This window comes from Paraburkholderia sp. PAMB 6770 (assembly GCF_057748135.1).
Window position 1 is genome coordinate 2,499,122 of sequence record NZ_CM173239.1, and the last position, 17,438, is coordinate 2,516,559.

General features: G+C 62.8%; 14 protein-coding genes. 5 read left to right on the forward strand and 9 right to left on the reverse strand.

Annotated elements, in window-relative coordinates; genetic code table 11:
- Positions 1 to 235: 235 nt before the first annotated feature.
- Together AC3AP7_RS28690 and AC3AP7_RS28695 are read left to right on the forward strand one after the other, a co-directional pair.
- Positions 236 to 1,105, forward strand: a complete 870-nt coding sequence (locus AC3AP7_RS28690; protein WP_487363674.1) for an IclR family transcriptional regulator domain-containing protein — start codon at positions 236 to 238, stop codon at positions 1,103 to 1,105.
- Positions 1,102 to 2,043 (forward strand): IclR family transcriptional regulator, encoded by a 942-nt coding sequence (locus tag AC3AP7_RS28695; protein ID WP_487363675.1) that lies wholly within the window; start codon positions 1,102 to 1,104, stop codon positions 2,041 to 2,043. The genes AC3AP7_RS28690 and AC3AP7_RS28695 overlap by 4 nt, the downstream gene beginning before the upstream one ends.
- 188 nt (positions 2,044 to 2,231) lie before the next feature.
- Here the strand turns inward: AC3AP7_RS28695 and AC3AP7_RS28700 are convergent, their stop codons facing one another.
- From AC3AP7_RS28700 to AC3AP7_RS28710, 3 genes are all read right to left on the reverse strand, one after another.
- The gene (locus AC3AP7_RS28700; protein WP_487363676.1) at positions 2,232 to 3,101 is read right to left on the reverse strand and encodes a MurR/RpiR family transcriptional regulator; all 870 of its coding nucleotides are present in this window, start codon (positions 3,099 to 3,101) and stop codon (positions 2,232 to 2,234) included.
- Positions 3,102 to 3,175: 74 nt separating this feature from the next.
- Positions 3,176 to 4,252, reverse strand: coding sequence for an ABC transporter ATP-binding protein (locus AC3AP7_RS28705; RefSeq protein ID WP_487363677.1), 1,077 nt, complete (start codon positions 4,250 to 4,252; stop codon positions 3,176 to 3,178).
- 102 nt (positions 4,253 to 4,354) lie between these two features.
- Positions 4,355 to 5,128: an SDR family oxidoreductase gene (locus AC3AP7_RS28710; RefSeq protein ID WP_487363678.1), complete on the reverse strand. Its 774-nt coding sequence runs from the start codon at positions 5,126 to 5,128 to the stop codon at positions 4,355 to 4,357.
- 299 nt (positions 5,129 to 5,427) lie between these two features.
- Between AC3AP7_RS28710 and AC3AP7_RS28715 the strand changes: the two genes are divergently transcribed.
- The 3 genes from AC3AP7_RS28715 (at position 5,428) to AC3AP7_RS28725 (ending at position 8,490) form a co-directional block, all read left to right on the forward strand.
- Positions 5,428 to 6,660, forward strand: a complete 1,233-nt coding sequence (locus tag AC3AP7_RS28715; protein WP_487363679.1) for an ABC transporter substrate-binding protein — start codon at positions 5,428 to 5,430, stop codon at positions 6,658 to 6,660.
- Positions 6,661 to 6,757: 97 nt separating this feature from the next.
- Positions 6,758 to 7,648 carry a carbohydrate ABC transporter permease gene (locus AC3AP7_RS28720; RefSeq protein ID WP_487363680.1) on the forward strand — a complete coding sequence of 297 codons (891 nt, stop codon included), beginning with the start codon at positions 6,758 to 6,760 and terminating at the stop codon, positions 7,646 to 7,648.
- On the forward strand, positions 7,645 to 8,490 hold the full coding sequence (locus tag AC3AP7_RS28725; protein ID WP_487363681.1) for a carbohydrate ABC transporter permease: 846 nt from the start codon (positions 7,645 to 7,647) through the stop codon (positions 8,488 to 8,490). The genes AC3AP7_RS28720 and AC3AP7_RS28725 overlap by 4 nt, the downstream gene beginning before the upstream one ends.
- A 288-nt stretch (positions 8,491 to 8,778) precedes the next feature.
- On the opposite strand, the gene AC3AP7_RS28730 is transcribed toward AC3AP7_RS28725, so the two are convergent.
- The 6 genes from AC3AP7_RS28730 to AC3AP7_RS28755 all read right to left on the reverse strand — a co-directional run bounded on the left by AC3AP7_RS28730 (position 8,779) and on the right by AC3AP7_RS28755 (position 16,857).
- Complete coding sequence (locus AC3AP7_RS28730) at positions 8,779 to 9,069, reverse strand: PAAR domain-containing protein (protein WP_487363682.1); 291 nt, start codon at positions 9,067 to 9,069, stop codon at positions 8,779 to 8,781.
- A gap of 80 nt (positions 9,070 to 9,149) precedes the next feature.
- Entirely contained in the window at positions 9,150 to 10,406 is a 1,257-nt protein-coding gene (locus tag AC3AP7_RS28735) for a hypothetical protein (protein ID WP_487363683.1), read from the reverse strand.
- A 10-nt stretch (positions 10,407 to 10,416) separates the two neighbouring features.
- Positions 10,417 to 11,385, reverse strand: a complete 969-nt coding sequence (locus AC3AP7_RS28740) for a T6SS immunity protein Tli4 family protein (protein WP_487363684.1) — start codon at positions 11,383 to 11,385, stop codon at positions 10,417 to 10,419.
- Positions 11,386 to 11,679: 294 nt separating this feature from the next.
- Entirely contained in the window at positions 11,680 to 12,750 is a 1,071-nt protein-coding gene (locus AC3AP7_RS28745) for a T6SS immunity protein Tli4 family protein (RefSeq protein WP_487363686.1), read from the reverse strand.
- Positions 12,750 to 14,321 (reverse strand): alpha/beta hydrolase, encoded by a 1,572-nt coding sequence (locus AC3AP7_RS28750; protein ID WP_487363687.1) that lies wholly within the window; start codon positions 14,319 to 14,321, stop codon positions 12,750 to 12,752. Before AC3AP7_RS28750 ends, AC3AP7_RS28745 begins: the two co-directional genes overlap by 1 nt.
- A 58-nt stretch (positions 14,322 to 14,379) precedes the next feature.
- Positions 14,380 to 16,857 carry a type VI secretion system Vgr family protein gene (locus AC3AP7_RS28755; protein WP_487363688.1) on the reverse strand — a complete coding sequence of 826 codons (2,478 nt, stop codon included), beginning with the start codon at positions 16,855 to 16,857 and terminating at the stop codon, positions 14,380 to 14,382.
- Positions 16,858 to 17,438: the final 581 nt, after the last annotated feature.

Sequence of the window (17,438 nt, forward strand, 5' to 3'; positions counted from 1 at the left end):
GGTTGGACGGGGGCGGGCGCGGCCGGCCGGAGTGCGAACCCGGCGCGGCGGGCCGCAGCAGGCGGCAGGGTGGAACGTCTCGCCCCCGTTATGGACGCGGCGACTGCGCCGTTGCGTCGGGGTTGGGCCAATCTTAGGCCGCGCGCAATTTATTTGTCAATAACGAATTGTGTTGCTATACACAAATTTCAAGCCGGACGGTTCGTGCCCCGACAGGCCGCCGCGTTCGTTTAACATGAACCCTTTTTCGGATGAACCGAGTGTGACGACAGCAGCCCGAACGCGCGCCGCGCCTGCCGCGCAGGCGAACGGCAAGCCGCAGCGCGGCATCCAGAGCGTCGACGTGAGCGGCCGCCTGCTGCAGGCGCTCGCGGCCGCGCGCGGCCCGCTCGCGCTGTCGGATCTCGCGGCGAGCGCCGCGCTCGCGCCCGGCCAGGCGCATGCGTATCTGGTGAGCCTCACGCGGCTCGGACTGATCAAGCGCGACGCGCTGACGGGACGCTACGAGCCCGGGCCGCTGTCGCTGCGCCTCGGGCTGCTGCATCTGCAGCACCAGCCGGCCTTTCGCGCGGCGTTGCCGCGGGCCGCCGCGCTCGCCGAAGCGCTCGGCTTGAGCGTCGCGGTCTGCATTGCGGGACCGCAAGGGCCGACGATCGTGCATTACGAGCACGGCGGCTTCGCGCTGCACGTGAACCTGCATGTGGGCACGGTGATGTCGCTGCCGGCCACCTCGACCGGGCGCGTGTTCTGCGCGTTCCTTGCGCCGCACGCGCGCCGCGCGATGTGGCAGCACCAGCTCGGCGCGCCGGATGCGCCGCCGCCGGGGTACGCGAGCGCGGCCGCATTCGACGCCGCGCTGGCCGCCCTGCGCGCGCGCGGCCTCGAATGCGGCGTCGACGCGCCGAGCCCCGGCATCAGCAGCCTGAGCGCCCCGGTGCTCGACGCGGCCGGTCATCTGTATCTCGCGTTGACGGTGATCAGCGCGAGCCGCGCGCTCGACGTCGCATGGGACGGCCCGGCGGCGCGCGCGCTGCGCGCCGCGACGCAGGCGATCGGCGCGGAACTCGCGGCGTCGCCGTCTCTATCCGGCATGTCCGCACGATGAACGTCCCCCGCCCCTCCGCCCCCGCCGACGAAGCCGCGGACGCAAAGCCGCAGCGCGGCATCCAGTCGCTCGACAACACCGGCGAACTGCTCGCGGCGCTGGTCGCGGCCGGCCGGCCGCTCTCGCTGCGCGATCTGGCGGCTGCGGCGGGCCAGACGCCGGCCAAGGCGTTCGCGCATCTCGTGAGCCTGCAGAAGATCGGACTGTTGAGCCGCGACGCGAACGGCTGCTTCGACGCGGGGCCGCTCGCGCTCGAACTCGGGTTGCTCGGCCTGCAACGGCTGTCGCCGACGCGCGAAGCGGAGCCGGAAATCGTCGAGCTGGCCGCGTCGAGCGGGATGAGCGTCGCGATGGCGGTGCTCGGCCCGCTCGGACCGACCGTCGTGCGCCTCGAAGAAGCGGCGCGGCCGCTGCACGTGAGCCTGCGGCTCGGCACCGTGATGTCGCTCGTGCATACCGCGATCGGCCGGGTGTTCGCCGCGTACCTGCCCGACGACGTCCTGCACGGGCTGCTGGCCCAGGACAGCCTGCGGCTCGCCGGCGCGGCGCCCGCGGAAATCTTCGCGGGGGGGGCGCATGGGGTGCGGCCTGAGTCTCCGCCTGAGTCTCCGCCTGAGTCTCCGCCTGAGTCTCCGCCTGAGTCGCCGCCTGAGTCGCCCCTTGACCCGCTCGCGCCCTCCTACGCGCGACGGCTCGTGCAGGTACGCGCCGCGCGGCTGGACAGCGCGCTCGACAAGCCGATACCCGGCATCGGCACGCTCGCCGCGCCGGTCTTCGACCATAGCGGCAGTGTCTGCGTCGTGCTGGCGGTGATGGGTCCGTCGGGCAGCTTCGATCACGCGCCCGACGGCACGCTTGCCCGCACGCTTGGCGCGGCGGCGCAGCGCCTGTCGCGGCGTTTCGGATGGAGCGAGGCAGGCGCGCCCGGCGCCGGCTGACGTTTCGGCGCTACGGCCGCGCGAGCGCCACGCCGCCACACCGCCACGCCGCCACGCCGCCACAACAACGCACCCTGTACGCAACCGCAACCGCAACGCCACCACAACGCAACTACAACGCAACTACAACGCAACCTCGGCACAACCTCAAAGCGACACAGCCGCGCCCCCCACGCCGCGTCAACCGGTCACGGCGCCTCGCCGGCCCCCGCCTCCGGCTCGTGCGGCACGCGCGCCTTGGCTTCGCGCATCTTCGCGAGCTTGTTCGGCCCGAGCCGCAGCGCGACGCCGATGGCGAGCGCATCCATGATGCACAGGTGCACGAGCCGCGAGACGCCCGGCGTATGCGGGTCGATCGCGCCCGGCACGCGCAGCAGCAGCGGAATGTCGACGAGCCACGCGAGGCGCGAGCCGACGTTGGTGAGCGCGATCGTCGTCGCGCCGCGCTCCTTCGCGATCTGGATGCTTTCGTTCACTTCGACGCTGCGCCCCGAGTGCGAGATCGCAAACGCGACGTCGCCCGGCTCCAGCAAGCCCGCGTAGAGGCGCTGCAGATGGCCGTCCGCGAACGCGCTCGCGGCGATGTCGAGCCGCAGGAAACGCAGCGCCGCGTCCTGCGCGACGAGACCCGAGCCCGAGCCCACGCCGAAGAAGTACACGCGGCGCGCCGCCGCCAGCGTGACGATCGCGCGTTCGAGCACGGCCGGATCGAGGTCGTGGCGCGCATGCGTGATCCCGTCGACGGCTGCCTCGCCGACCTTGTCGAGCAGCGCGCGCGTATCGTCGTCGCGCGCGACCGCGGTCGATGCGTACGGCAGTCCGCCCGCCACGCTCTGCGCGAGCTGCATCTTGAAGTCGCGCAGCCCGTTCGCGCCGACCGCGCGGCAGAACCGCGTCACCGACGGCTCGGACACCTCGGCGCGCTGCGCAAGCTCGGTGATGCTCGCGCGCATCGCGAAGTCGACGTCGCTCAGCACCATGTCGGCCACCTTGCGCTCGGCGGGGCGCAACTGGGTCAGCGCATCACGGATCTGGGGGATCAGGTTGGGAGCGGGCACCCGCGTCTTCCTAAAGGGTTCGAGGTCTGGAATCCGCGTCTTGCCAGGTGCAACAACAGCGGGCACACGCGGTTTCAGGCGAGCCTGCGGCCACTCTCCGTATCGAACAGATGCAGGAACCCGGCCGGCAGCCGCAGCATCACGCGCTGGCCCGGTGCGAGCGCCGCGCGCTCGCGGGTCGTCACGCACCACGTGTTGCCGCCTATTTTCCCGTACAAGTGGGTCTCGGCGCCAGTCGGCTCGACCACCTCGACATCGAGCGGCACGCCGTCCTGCGTCGCGTGCGTTTCGATGTGCTCGGGCCGCACGCCGAGCGTGACGCGCGCGCCCGCGCGCGCCGCCGCGGGCGCCTGTTCGAGCGCGATGCGCACGCCGTCGCCGGTCGCGAGCGCAAGGCCCGCGCCCTGCTGCACGAGTTCGCCCTGCACGAAATTCATCGCGGGCGAGCCGATGAAGCTCGCGACGAAAAGATTCTCCGGACGATCGTACAGATCGAGCGGCTTGCCGATCTGCTCGATGCGGCCGGCGTTCATCACGACGATGCGATCGGCCATCGTCATCGCCTCGATCTGGTCGTGCGTGACGTAGATCACCGTATTCTTCAGACGCTGATGCAGCGCCTTGATCTCGGTGCGCATCTGCACGCGCAGCTTTGCGTCGAGATTCGACAGCGGCTCGTCGAACAGGAACAGCGACGGCTCGCGCACCACCGCGCGGCCCATCGCGACCCGCTGGCGCTGGCCGCCCGACAGCGCGCGCGGCAGCCGGTCGAGGTAGCCGCTCAGGTTGAGCATCTTCGCGGCGGCCTCGATACGCGGCTTGTAGCCGCTTGCCGCCTCCTTGCGGATGCGCGGGCCGAACGCGATGTTGTCGTAGACGCTCAGGTGCGGATAGAGCGCGTAGCTCTGGAACACCATCGAGATGTTGCGCTGCTGCGGCGGCAGCCCGTTCGCGCGCGTGCCGCCGATCAGCAGCTCGCCGCCGCTGATCTCTTCGAGCCCCGCGACCATCCGCATCAGCGTGCTCTTGCCGCAGCCCGACGGCCCGACCAGCACGACGAATTCGCCGTCGTCGATGTGCAGGTCGATGCCGTGCACGACCTGGGTCTCGCCGTACCGCTTGTAGATGCCGCTCAGTTGCACTGCTGCCATGCTGTCCTCGTTGTCCTCGCGCCGCGCAGCAGGTGCGCTGCGCGCTGGTTGTCCTCTGGCCGGCTTGCGCCGGCCCTGTCCTGCGTCACGCGGCCGTCGCGCTCACAGCGCTTCGAGCGTGAGTTCCGCGGCCATCAGCCGGTTGCCGGCCATCAGCCCGCCGTCGACCGGCAGCGCGACGCCGGTGATCACGCGCGCCATCGGCGAGGCGAGGAACAGCACCGCGTCGGCGATGTCGTCCGGCGTCGCGAAGTCGCCGAGCGGGTACCACTTCTTCAGGTCCTCGAACACCCGCGGGTGCCTGTCGACCCGCGCCTGCCAGGCGGGCGTCTTCACGGTGCCCGGGCAGACGATGTTCGCGCGGATGCCGAAGCGGCCCAGTTCGAGCGCGAGCGCCTTCGTGTAGCTGATCAGCCCCGCCTTCGCCGCGCTATACGCGGGATGCCCGAGCGCGGCCATCCCGTTGACCGAGCCGATCAGCACCAGCACGCCGCGCTGCCGCTCGATCATCGCCGCGCGCACCGCCTCGACCGTGTGATACGTGCCGTTCAGATTCACGTGCACGTCGTGCTGCCAGCTCGCGACGTCGGTCTTCGCGAGCGTGAGGCCGGTGGCCGAGCCCGCGTTCGCCACCAGCACGTCCACCGGCCCGCGCTGCGCGACCGCGGCGGCGACCGCGCGCTGCACCGCGTCCGCGTCCGCGAGATCGGCGAGCACGGGCAGCGCGTGCGCGTCGCCAAGCTGCGCGACGAGCGCGGCAAGCGCAGCGGCGTCGCGGTCGAGCGCGAGCACGCTGTCGCCCTGCCCGACGAAGCGCCGGCACAGCGCACTGCCGATGCCGCCGCAGGCGCCCGTCACCAGAACCACTCGATTCATGTCCGTCCTCGCAGATCGCCGGCGGCGCGCCGCCCGCCGAGGCCCGGCGCCGTCATCGCCTGTAAATTTCCAACATACGAAACGCGGAGAGCCCGTCGCCACAACCGCCGGAAGTCCGGCCGCGCACGTCCGCACCGCACCCTATCCCTTTGCTTTACAGGCATATTAAGCACAAATCGCGACAAGAAAAAATATCGCAGACCCTACGTGACAAGCTTTTTTTCGTCATGTAGGATTTTTTCAAACAAGTCGACAACCCAGCAGCCGGCGACGGCGGCAGACCACCCCAGGAGAGAGAAATGTCGTTGCAAGCCCGTGCTTCCTTCGCGCTCGGCAAGATCGCCGTCGCGCTAACCCTTGCAGGTCTGGCCGTGGCGGCCCACGCCGACACGCTGCGCGTGACGGTCGCGCACTACAGCGACGCGACCGCGCCGTACTTCGAGAAAATGGCCAAGGAATTCGAACAGGCCAACCCCGGCACGACGGTCAAGATCGAGGACGTCAACTGGGATTCGCTGCAGCAGAAGCTGCAGACGGATATCGCCGGCGGCGCGAACGCCGACCTCGCGATCGTCGGTACGCGCTGGCTGCTCGACTTCGTGAAGGACGGCATCGCCGAGCCGCTCGACGGCTACATGGACGCGAACTTCAAGAAGCGCTTCATCGGCGCGTTCCTCGCGCCGGGCGAGATCGACGGCAAGGTGTACGGCCTGCCGATCGCGGCGTCGGCGCGCGCGCTGTACTACAACAAGGATCTGCTCGCGAAGGTCGGCTATCCGAACGGCCCGAAAACGTGGAATGACGTGATCGACGCCTCGAAGAAGCTGAAGAAGATGGGCATCGCCGGCTTCGGCCTGCAGGGCAAGGAAATCGAAACGGATGTCTACTTCTACTACGCGCTGTGGACCTATGGCGGCGAGGTGATCGGCAAGGACGGCAAGGCCGCGTTCAATTCGCCCGCCGGCGTGAAGGCCGCGACGATGTACAAGAAGATGATCGACGAAGGGCTCACCGAGCCGGGCGTGACCGGCTACAGCCGCGAAGACGTGCAGAACCTCTTCAAGCAGGGCCGCGTTGCGATGGTGATCTCCGCGCCGTTCCTCGCGAAGCAGATCAAGAAGGAAGCGCCGAACCTGAAGTACGGCATCGATCCGATCCCGATGGGCACGACGCACGCCACCTACGCGGTGACCGACTCGATCGTGATGTTCTCGAACTCGAAGGTGAAGAAGACCGCGTGGAAGTTCCTCGACTTCCTGTTCACGAAGGGCCCGCGCGTCGAATTCACGAGCACGGAAGGCTTCCTGCCGACGACGAAGGCCGAGGCCGCGGATCCGGCGTTCAAGGATGCGGACACGCAGGCGTTCATCGCGCTGCTGCCGACCGCGCGCTTCGCGCCGACCGTGACCGGCTGGGAAGACACCGCGAAGGCCGTCAGCGACGCGATGCAGGCGATCTACCTCGGCAAGGCGCAGCCCGCCGCCGCGCTGAACCAGGCCGCCGCGACCGCCGACAAGTACCTCGGCAAGTAACCGCGCCGCGCGCCGCCGGCAGCCGGCGGCGCGCGCGATGCGGCACCCGGCCCATTGCGCCGCGCCCGCGCGCGGCGCGACTTACGATCGAGCACGCATGAGCCGTTCCGCTTCCCCGCGCCTGTCGGCGCCCTGGCTGCTGATTGCGCCGAGTCTGATTCTCGCGCTGTTCATCATCAGCTATCCGATCTTCAACATCGTGTACCAGTCGGTGCACGATGTGTCGCGCTTCGGCGCGATCCGCGATTTCAACGGTCTGCAGAACTTCTACACGGTGTTCGAAGACCCCGATTTTCTCGGCGCGCTCAGGCGTACCGTCTACTGGACCTTCTTCGTGGTCGGCGGCACCGTGCTGATTTCGGTGCCGGTCGCACTGGTGCTGAATCAGGATTTCTACGGCCGCGGCATCGCGCGCACGATCGTGATGCTGCCGTGGTCCGTGTCGCTGACGATGACCGCGGTCGTGTGGCGCTGGGCCTTCAACGACGACTACGGGATGGTCAACGTCACGCTGCACCGGCTCGGCCTGATCGATGCGCCGATCCACTGGCTCGCGACGCCCGGGCTCGCGTTTCCGGTCGAGATCGGCGTGGGCATTCTCGTGTCGATCCCGTTCACCGTGACGATCCTGCTGGGCGGCCTGTCGTCGGTGCCGGGCGACATCTACGAGGCCGCACGCATCGACGGTGCGAGCGCGTGGCAGCAGTTCCGGCAGCTGACGCTGCCGCTGCTCAAGCCGTTCGTCAACATGGCGATCCTGCTGAACGTGATCTACGTGTTCAACTCGTTTCCGATCATCTGGGTGATGACGCAGGGCGGTCCGGACGAAAGCACGCACATTCTCGTCACCTATCTGTACGAACTCGGCTTCCGGCTGGGCCGCCCCGGCCAGGCCGCCGCGGTGTCGCTGATCATGCTGGTGATGCTGTTCGTTTTCACGCTGATCTACCTGCGGATGCAGCCGGCGAAGGAAGGGGAAAGCGCATGAGCCCGAAGATCAAACGCTCGCTGTGGTGCTGGCTCGCGCTGTCGCCGCTCGTGGTGCTGGTGCTGTTTCCGTTCGCGGTGATGCTGTTCACCGCGCTCAAGCCCGACAACGAAATCTTCGTCTATCCGGCGCGCTGGCTGCCGGTGCACTGGCGCTGGGAGAATTTCGTCGACATGTGGCAGGCGGCGAACTTCGGCGTCGCGCTGAAAAACAGCATCGAAATCAGCGTTGCGTCGATGGCGCTCGCGCTCGCCGTCAGCCTGCCGGCCGCGTATGCGCTCGCGCGCTTCCCGTTTCGCGGACGCGGGGTGTACCGGCAATTCCTGCTGGTCACGCAGATGCTCTCGCCGATCCTGCTGGTGGTCGGCCTGTTCCGGCTCGCCGCGATGATTCCGTACGGCGACGGCAACATGGTCGACTCGAAGCTCGCGGTGGTCGTGTCGTACGCGGCGTTCAACATTGCGTTTGCGGTCTGGATGCTGTCGTCGTACTTTCAGACCGTGCCGCGCGACCTCGAAGAATCCGCGTGGCTCGAAGGCTGCAGCCGCACGAAGGCGGTCTTCAAGGTGTTCCTGCCGCTGGCGGTGCCGGCCATCGTCGTGACCGCGATCTTCACGTTCATTGCCGCGTGGAACGAGTTCGCGGTCGTCTACACGCTGATCCGTTCGCCCGAGAACAAGACGCTGACCGTGCAGGTGACCGACATGGTGGCCGGCAAATACGTGGTCGAATGGCAACTCGTGATGGCGGCCACGCTGTGCGCGACGCTGCCGGTATCGGTCGTGTTCGCGTGGCTGCAGCGCTATCTGGTGAAGGGGCTCGCGCTCGGCGCGGTCAAGTAGGCAGGCGCGGTGGCGGGGGATGGGCGCCAACTGCCCGTGTGGTTGCTCCGACGACCCGTTGTGGCCGCACGAAAATGAACACCCGGGATGGCTGGTTCCGGGTTCTCACGTGGCAGCCCGCTGTCCGGCTGCGCCAACCATTCCTGGAATGGACAAGAAACCGGTCTCGCTGAATCTGCACGGCGGGTGGCGCGCTTGAATCCGGCGAGCGGTTTCCCCCCGCGTCTGTTGCGAACCGATGCCGCCCGTCCTGGCGGCAATCCGAAACTTACGCCATTCGGATTTCGCTCAGATTTCCACATAAGACGAATACTGGGATGGAAGCAGGCGAGGTGGAACATCGCACTTGCACACGCATAGATCGTCGCTGAACGCCCCTTCCCTGCCATCGGCTCCCTTCATCGACAGGCGCGGACCGTCACATACAATGCGGCCGATCGACTGACATGCGGGACACCAGACTTCATCCAGTTCGTAAGCCTGCTCGCGATTGCCGATCCTGTCGTTCGAATCGCCCCCCATCACCGTACCGTCTGACGTGGTTCGGTCGCCTTTCAGAATATCGTATCGCCTGGCCATGATGAGCCCTCGTATTGATATGGAACGTATGTCTGGTGCGACCGCTATTGGAGCCACATGCCGGCGCACTCATGTATACGTCATCGTGAGTTGGTATCGCGCACAACGACAAAGCACGGACTGGCGCTGCCCGACGTTGTCACAACAAGCTGGGGGGCTCCGTCCTGAACAACCGCACTAGCCGCACATGCCGCGGCAAACCAGGGCGCGGCGAACCCTGTATGACCGACCATGTAATCGGTATTTGCAACCTTCGCGCCGATACCGGCCTTGACCACAGCTTTTGTTGCCGCATTGACCTCAGAGACGTCAAGTCCGCCTTGCCAGATAAGTTTGATCTCAGTCGCTTCAACACGACCCCATTGCATAGCCCGCGCGAGGGCGTCGTCAATGGTGCAATCCTCTGTTCCGTTCGGACGGTGCAGCATGGCCAACGGAGCCAGCTTGAAGCTTCGACATACCGCTTCCGGCACGAGGAGCATGGCAACAACCGCTTCCGCACTCCCGTCGGGCGGGAGTACTTGATGAATGCCATTCAGCCTCACGCAAACGATAAGCCGCGCTTCTCCGTCGAGCCGCCGGTTGACCCGATCAAGCCACTCGTCGACATACATGAGGTCGGGAAACTCAACCAGGACTCTAGCCTGCGCTGGTCGAAAATCCGACTTCGCCCACCGCCTGTTCCAGATAGCGAGTGCCTCGTCCGTATTCGCGATACCGGGCAACACCAGAAGCACCTTCAGTCTCAAGTCAGTCGACAGCGAACGTACAGCATCAGCAACCGTCTCGCTCACTGCGCTGAACGCCCACTCCAGCACAGAACGTTGGCGCTCGTCATCACGCTTGAACCTGATCCCGTTTTCATCGGCGTCGGGTTTCTCAAACCAGCGTGCATGGATCGGAGGAGCGTCCGGCTTCGGAGGAGTTTGGGGTTCGAGCTTGACGGATCCATCCATCAGCCTCCCAAATTCGTCCTCATTTGCGTCGCTCGAGAACCTGTATGTCGCCGCAAGAACGGCGAGCGGTCGACTTGCTTCGTCAAATACACCATTCACGTAGTCCTCGCGAGCGACGTTCCACGCGATCGCATCGAGTCGGCGGCCTTCGTACGCGCTATAGCGGCGCAGAACGACGAACGCGGCGACGCCGAACGGATAAACCGTCACGCATGTCCAGAACCAGGGTGTCTGCGTCGACTCCTCTTTTGGCCAGAGCAGCAGGATCGAGAAAACACCGGCAATCGCGATCAGGAAAAAGACAATCGTCCAAACGAGTCGCGACGGCGGGCTATCGGGTACAGGCTCTTCCGGTGGCAACCTGGTGAAGTCAACGGCCATCACCCCTCCTTCAGAACGCATTGGGGCGCGGACGCAGGGTGCGCGAGATGACGTTCCACAGCGCAACTGCTTCGCCTTCGCTCATGGACGCGGCTTTGATGCGATCCTGCATAAACGCATTAGGCGAACCTGTATCCAAATCGAGTATCAGCAACGGAGATTGCGCCCCGCTCGTCATCGAGTTCGCCTCAAGGGTAAACCTGTTCCCAAGCACACCCAGATCTGTCTTGCCGGCAAAGAGCCATTCCTCGGCATTTATACCCTGCAATGAAACTGTGCCTTTCCGTATCGTTCGCCCTCCAATCGCCCTCAGGTCGTGATTGATCTGGTCACCGCGTTGCAGGAGCGTGTTGGGTTCGCGAATTCCGGAATTGCTCTCGATTCCGATACTCACGTCCCGGTTGCTCGCCAGGACAAACTGCACCCCGGCAACCTCTTTCTCGCCAGCCTTTCCTGGGATAAATGCTGTCGGAAAACACAGGCCAGGCCCCGCAGGAATCTCATCCTCGGCACGCCAGCGTAGTCTCTTAACGAGATCGAATATGAGAGCTGTTTTTTCGGGAACGTCGTTCTTAACACTCATATCCTGAATATAAGACTTGTATGTCTGATCAGGGTGGAAGTAATCGTGGCCCTCAATTCCGAACTTGAAGCGGTAGCCGTGATCCCATTTGTATGCCTCGAACACTCGATTCGCTGGACCATCGCTCACGTTTCCACGATAGATAAAGTAGTGCGTATCCGGACCGTCCACCTGATCATCGGCATAGAGATACGGATACGCGTCGATACTCTTCGTTGCTCTCAGTTCCGCCTTGCGGTTCGCAATCGCCTGCAGATACGCTTCATGCGACATCGCGTCCGACTCGATCATTACGCCCTGAACTCTCGCGTCACCGGAAACCAGTACATCGGACGGCATGTCGATCAGATATCGACCAACGCAGTGCGTCTTCATGTTCTCAGTCAGCTTGCTCACGTTATGTTTCTCCAGTTCGGTCAGTTGCGCCGGCTGACGCCCACACGCGGCAGCGATGATTAACGGAAGTACAACAAGCCACCTGCGAGTACGGAATTTCATTACTTGCATGTCACGCATATCCAGAACCAGAGTGTCTGCGTCGACTCCTCTTTTGGCCAGAGCAGCAGGATCGAGAAAACACCGGCAATCGCGATAAAAAAAACAATCGTCCAAACGAGTCGCGACGGCGGGCTATCGGGTACAGGCTCTTCCGGTGGCAACCTGGTGAAGTCAACGGTCATCACCCCTCCTTCAGAACGCATTGGGGCGCGGACGCAAGGTGCGCGAGATGACGTCCCACAGTGCAACTGCTTCGCCTTCGCTCATGGACGCGGCTTTGATGCGATCCTGCATAAACGCGTTCGTCGAACCTGCGTCCAAATCAAGCGTGAGCAGAGGTGATTGCGCCCCGCTCGTCACCGAGTTCGCCTCAAGCAGGCACTTAGTCCCTTGAACTCCTGAATCTGTCTTGCCGGCGAAAAGCCATTCCTCGGCATTTATACCCTGCAATGAAACTGTGCCTTTCCGTATGGTTCTCCCTCCCACCGCCTTTAGATCCCGGTTGATCTCCTCACCGCGTTGCAGGAGCGTGTTGGGTTCGCGAATTCCGGAATTGCTCTCGATTCCGATACTCACGTCCCGGTTGCTCGCCAGGACAAACTGCACCCCGGCAACCTCTTTCTCGCCAGCCTTTCCTGGAATAAATGCAGTCGGAAAACACAGGCCAGGCCCCGCAGGAATCTCATCCCCGGCACGCCAGCGTAGTCTCTTAACGAGATCGAATATGAGAGCTGTTTTTTCGGGAACGTCGTTCTTCACAGGGATCTGTTGGACGATGGGATCCTTCGTCTGATCCGGATGGAGAAAGTCGCTACCCTCTATTCCAAGCTTGAAACGATATCCGTGGTCCCATTTGTACGCCTCGAATACACGGTTTCCAGGGTCGGCATGCAAATTTCCACGATAGATAAAGTAGTGCGTATCCGGACCGTCCACCTGATCATCGGCATAGAGATACGGATACGCGTCGATACTCTTCGTTGCTCTCAGTTCCGCCTTGCGATTCGCAATGGCCTGCAGAAACGCTTCGTGCGACATCGCGTCCGACTCGATCATTACGCCCTGAACTCTCGCGTCACCGGAAACCAGTACATCGGACGGCATGTCGATCAGATATCGACCAACGCAGTGCGTCTTCATGTTCTCAGTCAGCTTGCTCAAGTTATGTTTCTCCAGTTCGGTCAGTTGCTCCGGCTGACGCCCACACGCGGCAGCGATGAGTAACAGAAGTACAACAAGCCACTTGCACGTACGGAATTTCATTATTTGTATTCCAGTGACGTACCCTTGACATTGGCGACGATTCGCGTGACGGCCCACAGAGCAAATAGCTGCTGAGGTCGCCCTTTGTATGCTCCCTCATGATCCACCCCTCGGTAGGCCACACAGGCTTGCACGCCCGCTTGTCCGGCAGGGGCACGGCCGGATCGGACAGGAACCGTTCCGTCTCCATTCTCCGCGGGAGGCATCAAGTTGTATTGCATATAAATGGGATCGCCGTTACTGCGCTGGAGCAGCGACTGGCTTCCTGTTCCGTAGTTCTGTATTACCTGGCCATTTTGGAGGCTGTCGACTTTCGCATACGCATCGGCCCACTTCAGAACCGGATTGATCTTGCTCTCCCATACCACGTCACCCCATGTGCTGTGTTTCTCATCGTTACCGTAAAACGCATAGGTAGCGTGATGGAATTTTCCGCCCATGGCCTCGTGGAACTGCTTAACGTCCTTCTTAATTATCGACACGTATGCGGCCCAATCTGCATCGATGGTCTTCTTTTCCGGATCGAGCGGATTGATCAACCGGTCGTTCACCAGACTCCACCATTGCCCGCGTTGCACGTAGACGTCCTTATACGGGTCGGTCGTCGGTAGCGAAATCTGCTCCTTGCCGTTCCTGATCTTGAGCCAACCCATCCCGTACTCCGCGCTGGGGAGCAGTTGCAGGGGGCCGGGGGACTGGGCAAACACGGGGGTCATCGTGGCGCTGTCTGGTCCGAGGACCGGGCCAGCCGGCCCTTCACTGCCGGTCGTCACCCGCTTGTACGCCGTTGCCGCTCCCGTTGCTGGCATGACACCGTGGACAATTCCCAATACGTTGTCGCGATGTCCATCGACTTCAGAGTAGCACCGCGCGACCAGTCCACCCATCGAGTGAGTAACGATGATGACCTTTTCGCAGATCTTGTTCAGCCTCTTGTAGTAGTCGGTAAATTCCTTGATCTTGTCTGCGAGATGCTTCGCCGAATCCGCGTTGGATTGAAGCCAGTTGTAGCCGACCGCGTGGACCGGCATGTAATATTTATATGATAGTGCCACCTCGTCGCGCGTTAGTACGCTGACGCCCGGGGCATCCGCCACCCGTTCGCCCATAAGCTGGGCTCGCAAGCCGGACTTGCATTCATGGGCATCGTTCAGCGCGTTCTCCAGAAATGACAGAAACGTGCCGTAGCTCATTTTCGCCACCGTACCCCAGCCTCGTCGGCGCAACTCGGCCTCACTCTGTGCGGTCCCCGATGGAATGTCTCCGCCTTCGTAGACATCCGTGGTCTTTGGATCGAGTTTCTGCTTTCGTGTCTCCGCACCACTACCTATCCAGTCCCAAGCGACACCCGCTTCGCTATTTACCAGCCAGACCTTCTTCCCCTTATATTTTCCATCGATCGAAATAAGGTTGCTTCCCATGACCCCCGGCACAAAGATCACGGGAATGACGCGATTGGGCACCATGTAACACACGGCCGTGCTATTGTCCGGCGCGGACATGACAGAGGTGTAGTGCGCGGACCCGTCATCCGCAATCCTGACGGGGATAATTCGTTCATTTGTAGCCATATCCCGGGGTTTCCTTGTCAAAACCAATTAGCCTGCGGCGTTACGTGTCCAATGGGGATCATGCCAATTCGCTGTCAATCCGAAGGCGTACGCTTTCGGCAAACAGCGCTCGCTGGAGGCTCGTTTTGCCGGCTGCGTCGGTGCTGCCCTGAATAACACTGCCGTCATCCCGGATGATCGAGAACTTCTGGCTATGCACAGGTTCATCACTGAAGGGCCACTTCAATGTAAACTCCTCGTCAAACGGTGCATGCTTCCAATTGTTGACCGTCTCTGCGAGTGAGCTTGGCCCTTGTCTGCTAAAGGCTGCTGACTTGATCGTACGGTTGGCGCGTGTGCCGTCCTCGATACCGGTCGAAGAAATACGCACATACGATCCGCCGCATTTGAGGAGAAGTTCCTCTTTTGCCTCGATCGTGACGCGGCCATTGGCACTAGTGATTCGCAAGTTCTTGTCGGAGAGCAAGTTCATGTCGTCGCTCTGTGCCTGAATCTCGACTTTTCCCTTGGCCGCTATGAGCTTTATCCCGAGCTTTTGTGCAAACAGTGAAACCATTTCGCCTGCAGCGACCGAGAAGCGTTTCAGGACGCCGATATCTGCATTACCCCCAGCCGTTGCGATCAGATTCTTTTCGGCGCTGAGCTGCAGGCTGTCGCCCGATGCAAACGCCATTCCCTCTGGCGCGCTGAGCAGAATGCCCGCTCTTTTAAGAGCTTTCAGTGTTCCGTCAAAGAGTTCACGCTGACGTTGATAATCCGAAGCAACCGCTTGTGCAGACTTCGCAGCTTCGGAGAGCGCTTCCATCTGCTGCAGGGCCTGCTCAAGCAAGCCTTGGGCGACTTCCATGTTTAGCTGCTGCCCGTTCGCGGCAGGCTGGGCCTCGGCGGAAATTAGTACCCCTTTCGCTCCGCGAACAGTCACATGATCATCCGATCGCAACTCGGCTCCACGCCCACGCTCCTTGCGATCACCGTCGACCATGTGCCCAAGATTGAGCTCGCTGGTCTGGAAGGGCGTCGTCAGATGGATGTGTTCGACGCCTTCCTTGTCCTCCATCCGCAGCTCGTTCTGCGCCGCCGTGCGAACGATGTTGCGGGTGTGATCGAGGTTATTGACCAGGTCAGGATGCAGGCTGTCATGCATGGCCCCGATGATCACGGGCCGGTCCGGATCGCCATCGGTAAAGATGATGGCCACTTCCGCGCCGTCGATCAGCGGAAAGTGATGACCATAGTTGCTGCCGCTGTAGGGCTTGGCAAGCCGCACCGGCCGGCTCGTTCCGCCCGGACTCCACTCGTCGAGATCGAACGGCAGCTTGATCACGTACCAGCCCTGCTCCGTCAGGTACGCGTATCTGTAGTTCCCCGGCGACGTAATGCGCGCCGGCAGGATGCCGTCAATGGCCGGTCGTGTGACCGAAGCGATCGGCGTCCGATACACACGATCGGACGGGATGCCTTCGAAGGTCACCCAATACGATTGGCTACGGCCACCGCTCGACTCCACTGCCGTGATGAAGAGCCCGTGTTTCGCGTCGGCCTGGACCGGCTCGACGCGCATGACTTCACCCGCTTCGAGCCAGAACGGATTGCCGGTGCCTTTGAAGGTGATCTGGTTCGCCAGATACGCCTCGTGACGCAGACGGGCGATCTGCCTACCCTCCTCCGGCGTCTCGTAATGCTCCCCCCAGCGGTAATCGATCCCGTTCGTCGACTTGTCGGCACGCGCAGCGTTTTCCTCGACGAGGAGCGATACGCCCGCCTGCCGGTGGTTGTAGTCGTGCAGGCGCACCGCTTCAGGCACGCGCCGGGTACGCTTCTCAAGCGTCTTGATCGCATCCGCGCCGGAACTCTCGAGCCCCGAGTCACGCCGGTACGCGACCGTGCGCTGCTTGCGCGCATAGGCATCGAGATCGTCGCCGAACACGATCACGGCGTGATCCTTCTTCTGCTCCCAGCGGAACCAGATGCCCTCCTGCGCACAGATGCGCTGGATGAAGGCAAACGTTGTCTCGTGGTATTGCGTAACGTATTCGTGCCGCTTGTACTTGCCGCGCAGCTGGAACATGAAATCGACGCCGGCGCGGTAGCCATAATGGCGCAGCGTGTCGGTCACGATTTCCTCGACCGACTGCTTCTGGAACAACCGGCTCGTGACGCCCCGGTTCAGGTCCGCGAGCACCGGCTCGAGCCGGACCCGGTAGTGCGTCTGGTCGGCCGTTGTTGCAAATTCATCGAACTCCGTGATGATGCCGTGGATGGTGCGCGCGGGCGGCATCTTGCTGAACTGCCCGGCGTTCTCCCCGAACATCTTGCGCAGAGAATCCATGTTCGGGTCAACCGGAGCAACGGTGAATCTCGCCGGTCGGCCGACCACCTGATCCATCGGCATACCGGCCGTCGGACTGGTGAACTCGATGTCGTAGTGATACAGCTCGCTCACGGCATCCCGGCCGCTGAACTTCAGCACCGAGAACAGCGCCGGATGCGGCGCGAGCTTCAACTCATAGGCCTGGGTAGGCAGGATTGACGACACGCAAGAACTCCGTTGAACGGGTGGGAGATCTGAACAGCACCGCCGGAGCCATCACGGCTCCGGCGACCGGCATACGAGACTGACCGGATCAGTCCGGTTTAACGTTTGGCCTCCGGCATCTGCGACACCACCGACAGCCCGATGTCCATGCCCTCGACCTGGAAGCCCTTCTACTGTGCCCCTCCCGGATGAAGGTCAAGCGCAATGGAGACCCGACCTTCTGGAATTTTTCCCGGGAAGATTTCCGTAACACTCCTTACTAAATCACGCTGACGATCTCCACCGAATTCGCCCGTAGCGATAGGGAAGCCAGCATCATGCCCCTGCGATCATCAGGCAACTGCAACCGCGCTGACGACGCCCCATTGTGAGGCTTCCATTCTTGCGGCTTGGTTTACCGTGGCGTATTAGACCGGATTATTATCGGACCGTCAAAGAAAATTCTCCATCAACCGGCAAAATCGATTCCACTTTAATGAGATAAATACGCAAGCACCACTTCAACGGACGCCTTTAATGAGATAGCCGCGAAATTCTCGTGGAAATTTGACAATTCCAGGACCGGAGCGAGATCGCAAAGG

Coding starts and splice junctions, on each gene's coding strand:
- AC3AP7_RS28710 (WP_487363678.1), bottom strand. CDS start 5,128: ATGAATCGAGTGGTTCTGGTGACGGGCGCCTGCGGCGGCATCGGCAGT.
- AC3AP7_RS28735 (WP_487363683.1), bottom strand. CDS start 10,406: ATGGCCGTTGACTTCACCAGGTTGCCACCGGAAGAGCCTGTACCCGAT.
- AC3AP7_RS28690 (WP_487363674.1), top strand. CDS start 236: ATGAACCCTTTTTCGGATGAACCGAGTGTGACGACAGCAGCCCGAACG.
- AC3AP7_RS28730 (WP_487363682.1), bottom strand. CDS start 9,069: ATGGCCAGGCGATACGATATTCTGAAAGGCGACCGAACCACGTCAGAC.
- AC3AP7_RS28715 (WP_487363679.1), top strand. CDS start 5,428: ATGTCGTTGCAAGCCCGTGCTTCCTTCGCGCTCGGCAAGATCGCCGTC.
- AC3AP7_RS28750 (WP_487363687.1), bottom strand. CDS start 14,321: ATGGCTACAAATGAACGAATTATCCCCGTCAGGATTGCGGATGACGGG.
- AC3AP7_RS28695 (WP_487363675.1), top strand. CDS start 1,102: ATGAACGTCCCCCGCCCCTCCGCCCCCGCCGACGAAGCCGCGGACGCA.
- AC3AP7_RS28720 (WP_487363680.1), top strand. CDS start 6,758: ATGAGCCGTTCCGCTTCCCCGCGCCTGTCGGCGCCCTGGCTGCTGATT.
- AC3AP7_RS28745 (WP_487363686.1), bottom strand. CDS start 12,750: ATGAAATTCCGTACGTGCAAGTGGCTTGTTGTACTTCTGTTACTCATC.
- AC3AP7_RS28725 (WP_487363681.1), top strand. CDS start 7,645: ATGAGCCCGAAGATCAAACGCTCGCTGTGGTGCTGGCTCGCGCTGTCG.
- AC3AP7_RS28705 (WP_487363677.1), bottom strand. CDS start 4,252: ATGGCAGCAGTGCAACTGAGCGGCATCTACAAGCGGTACGGCGAGACC.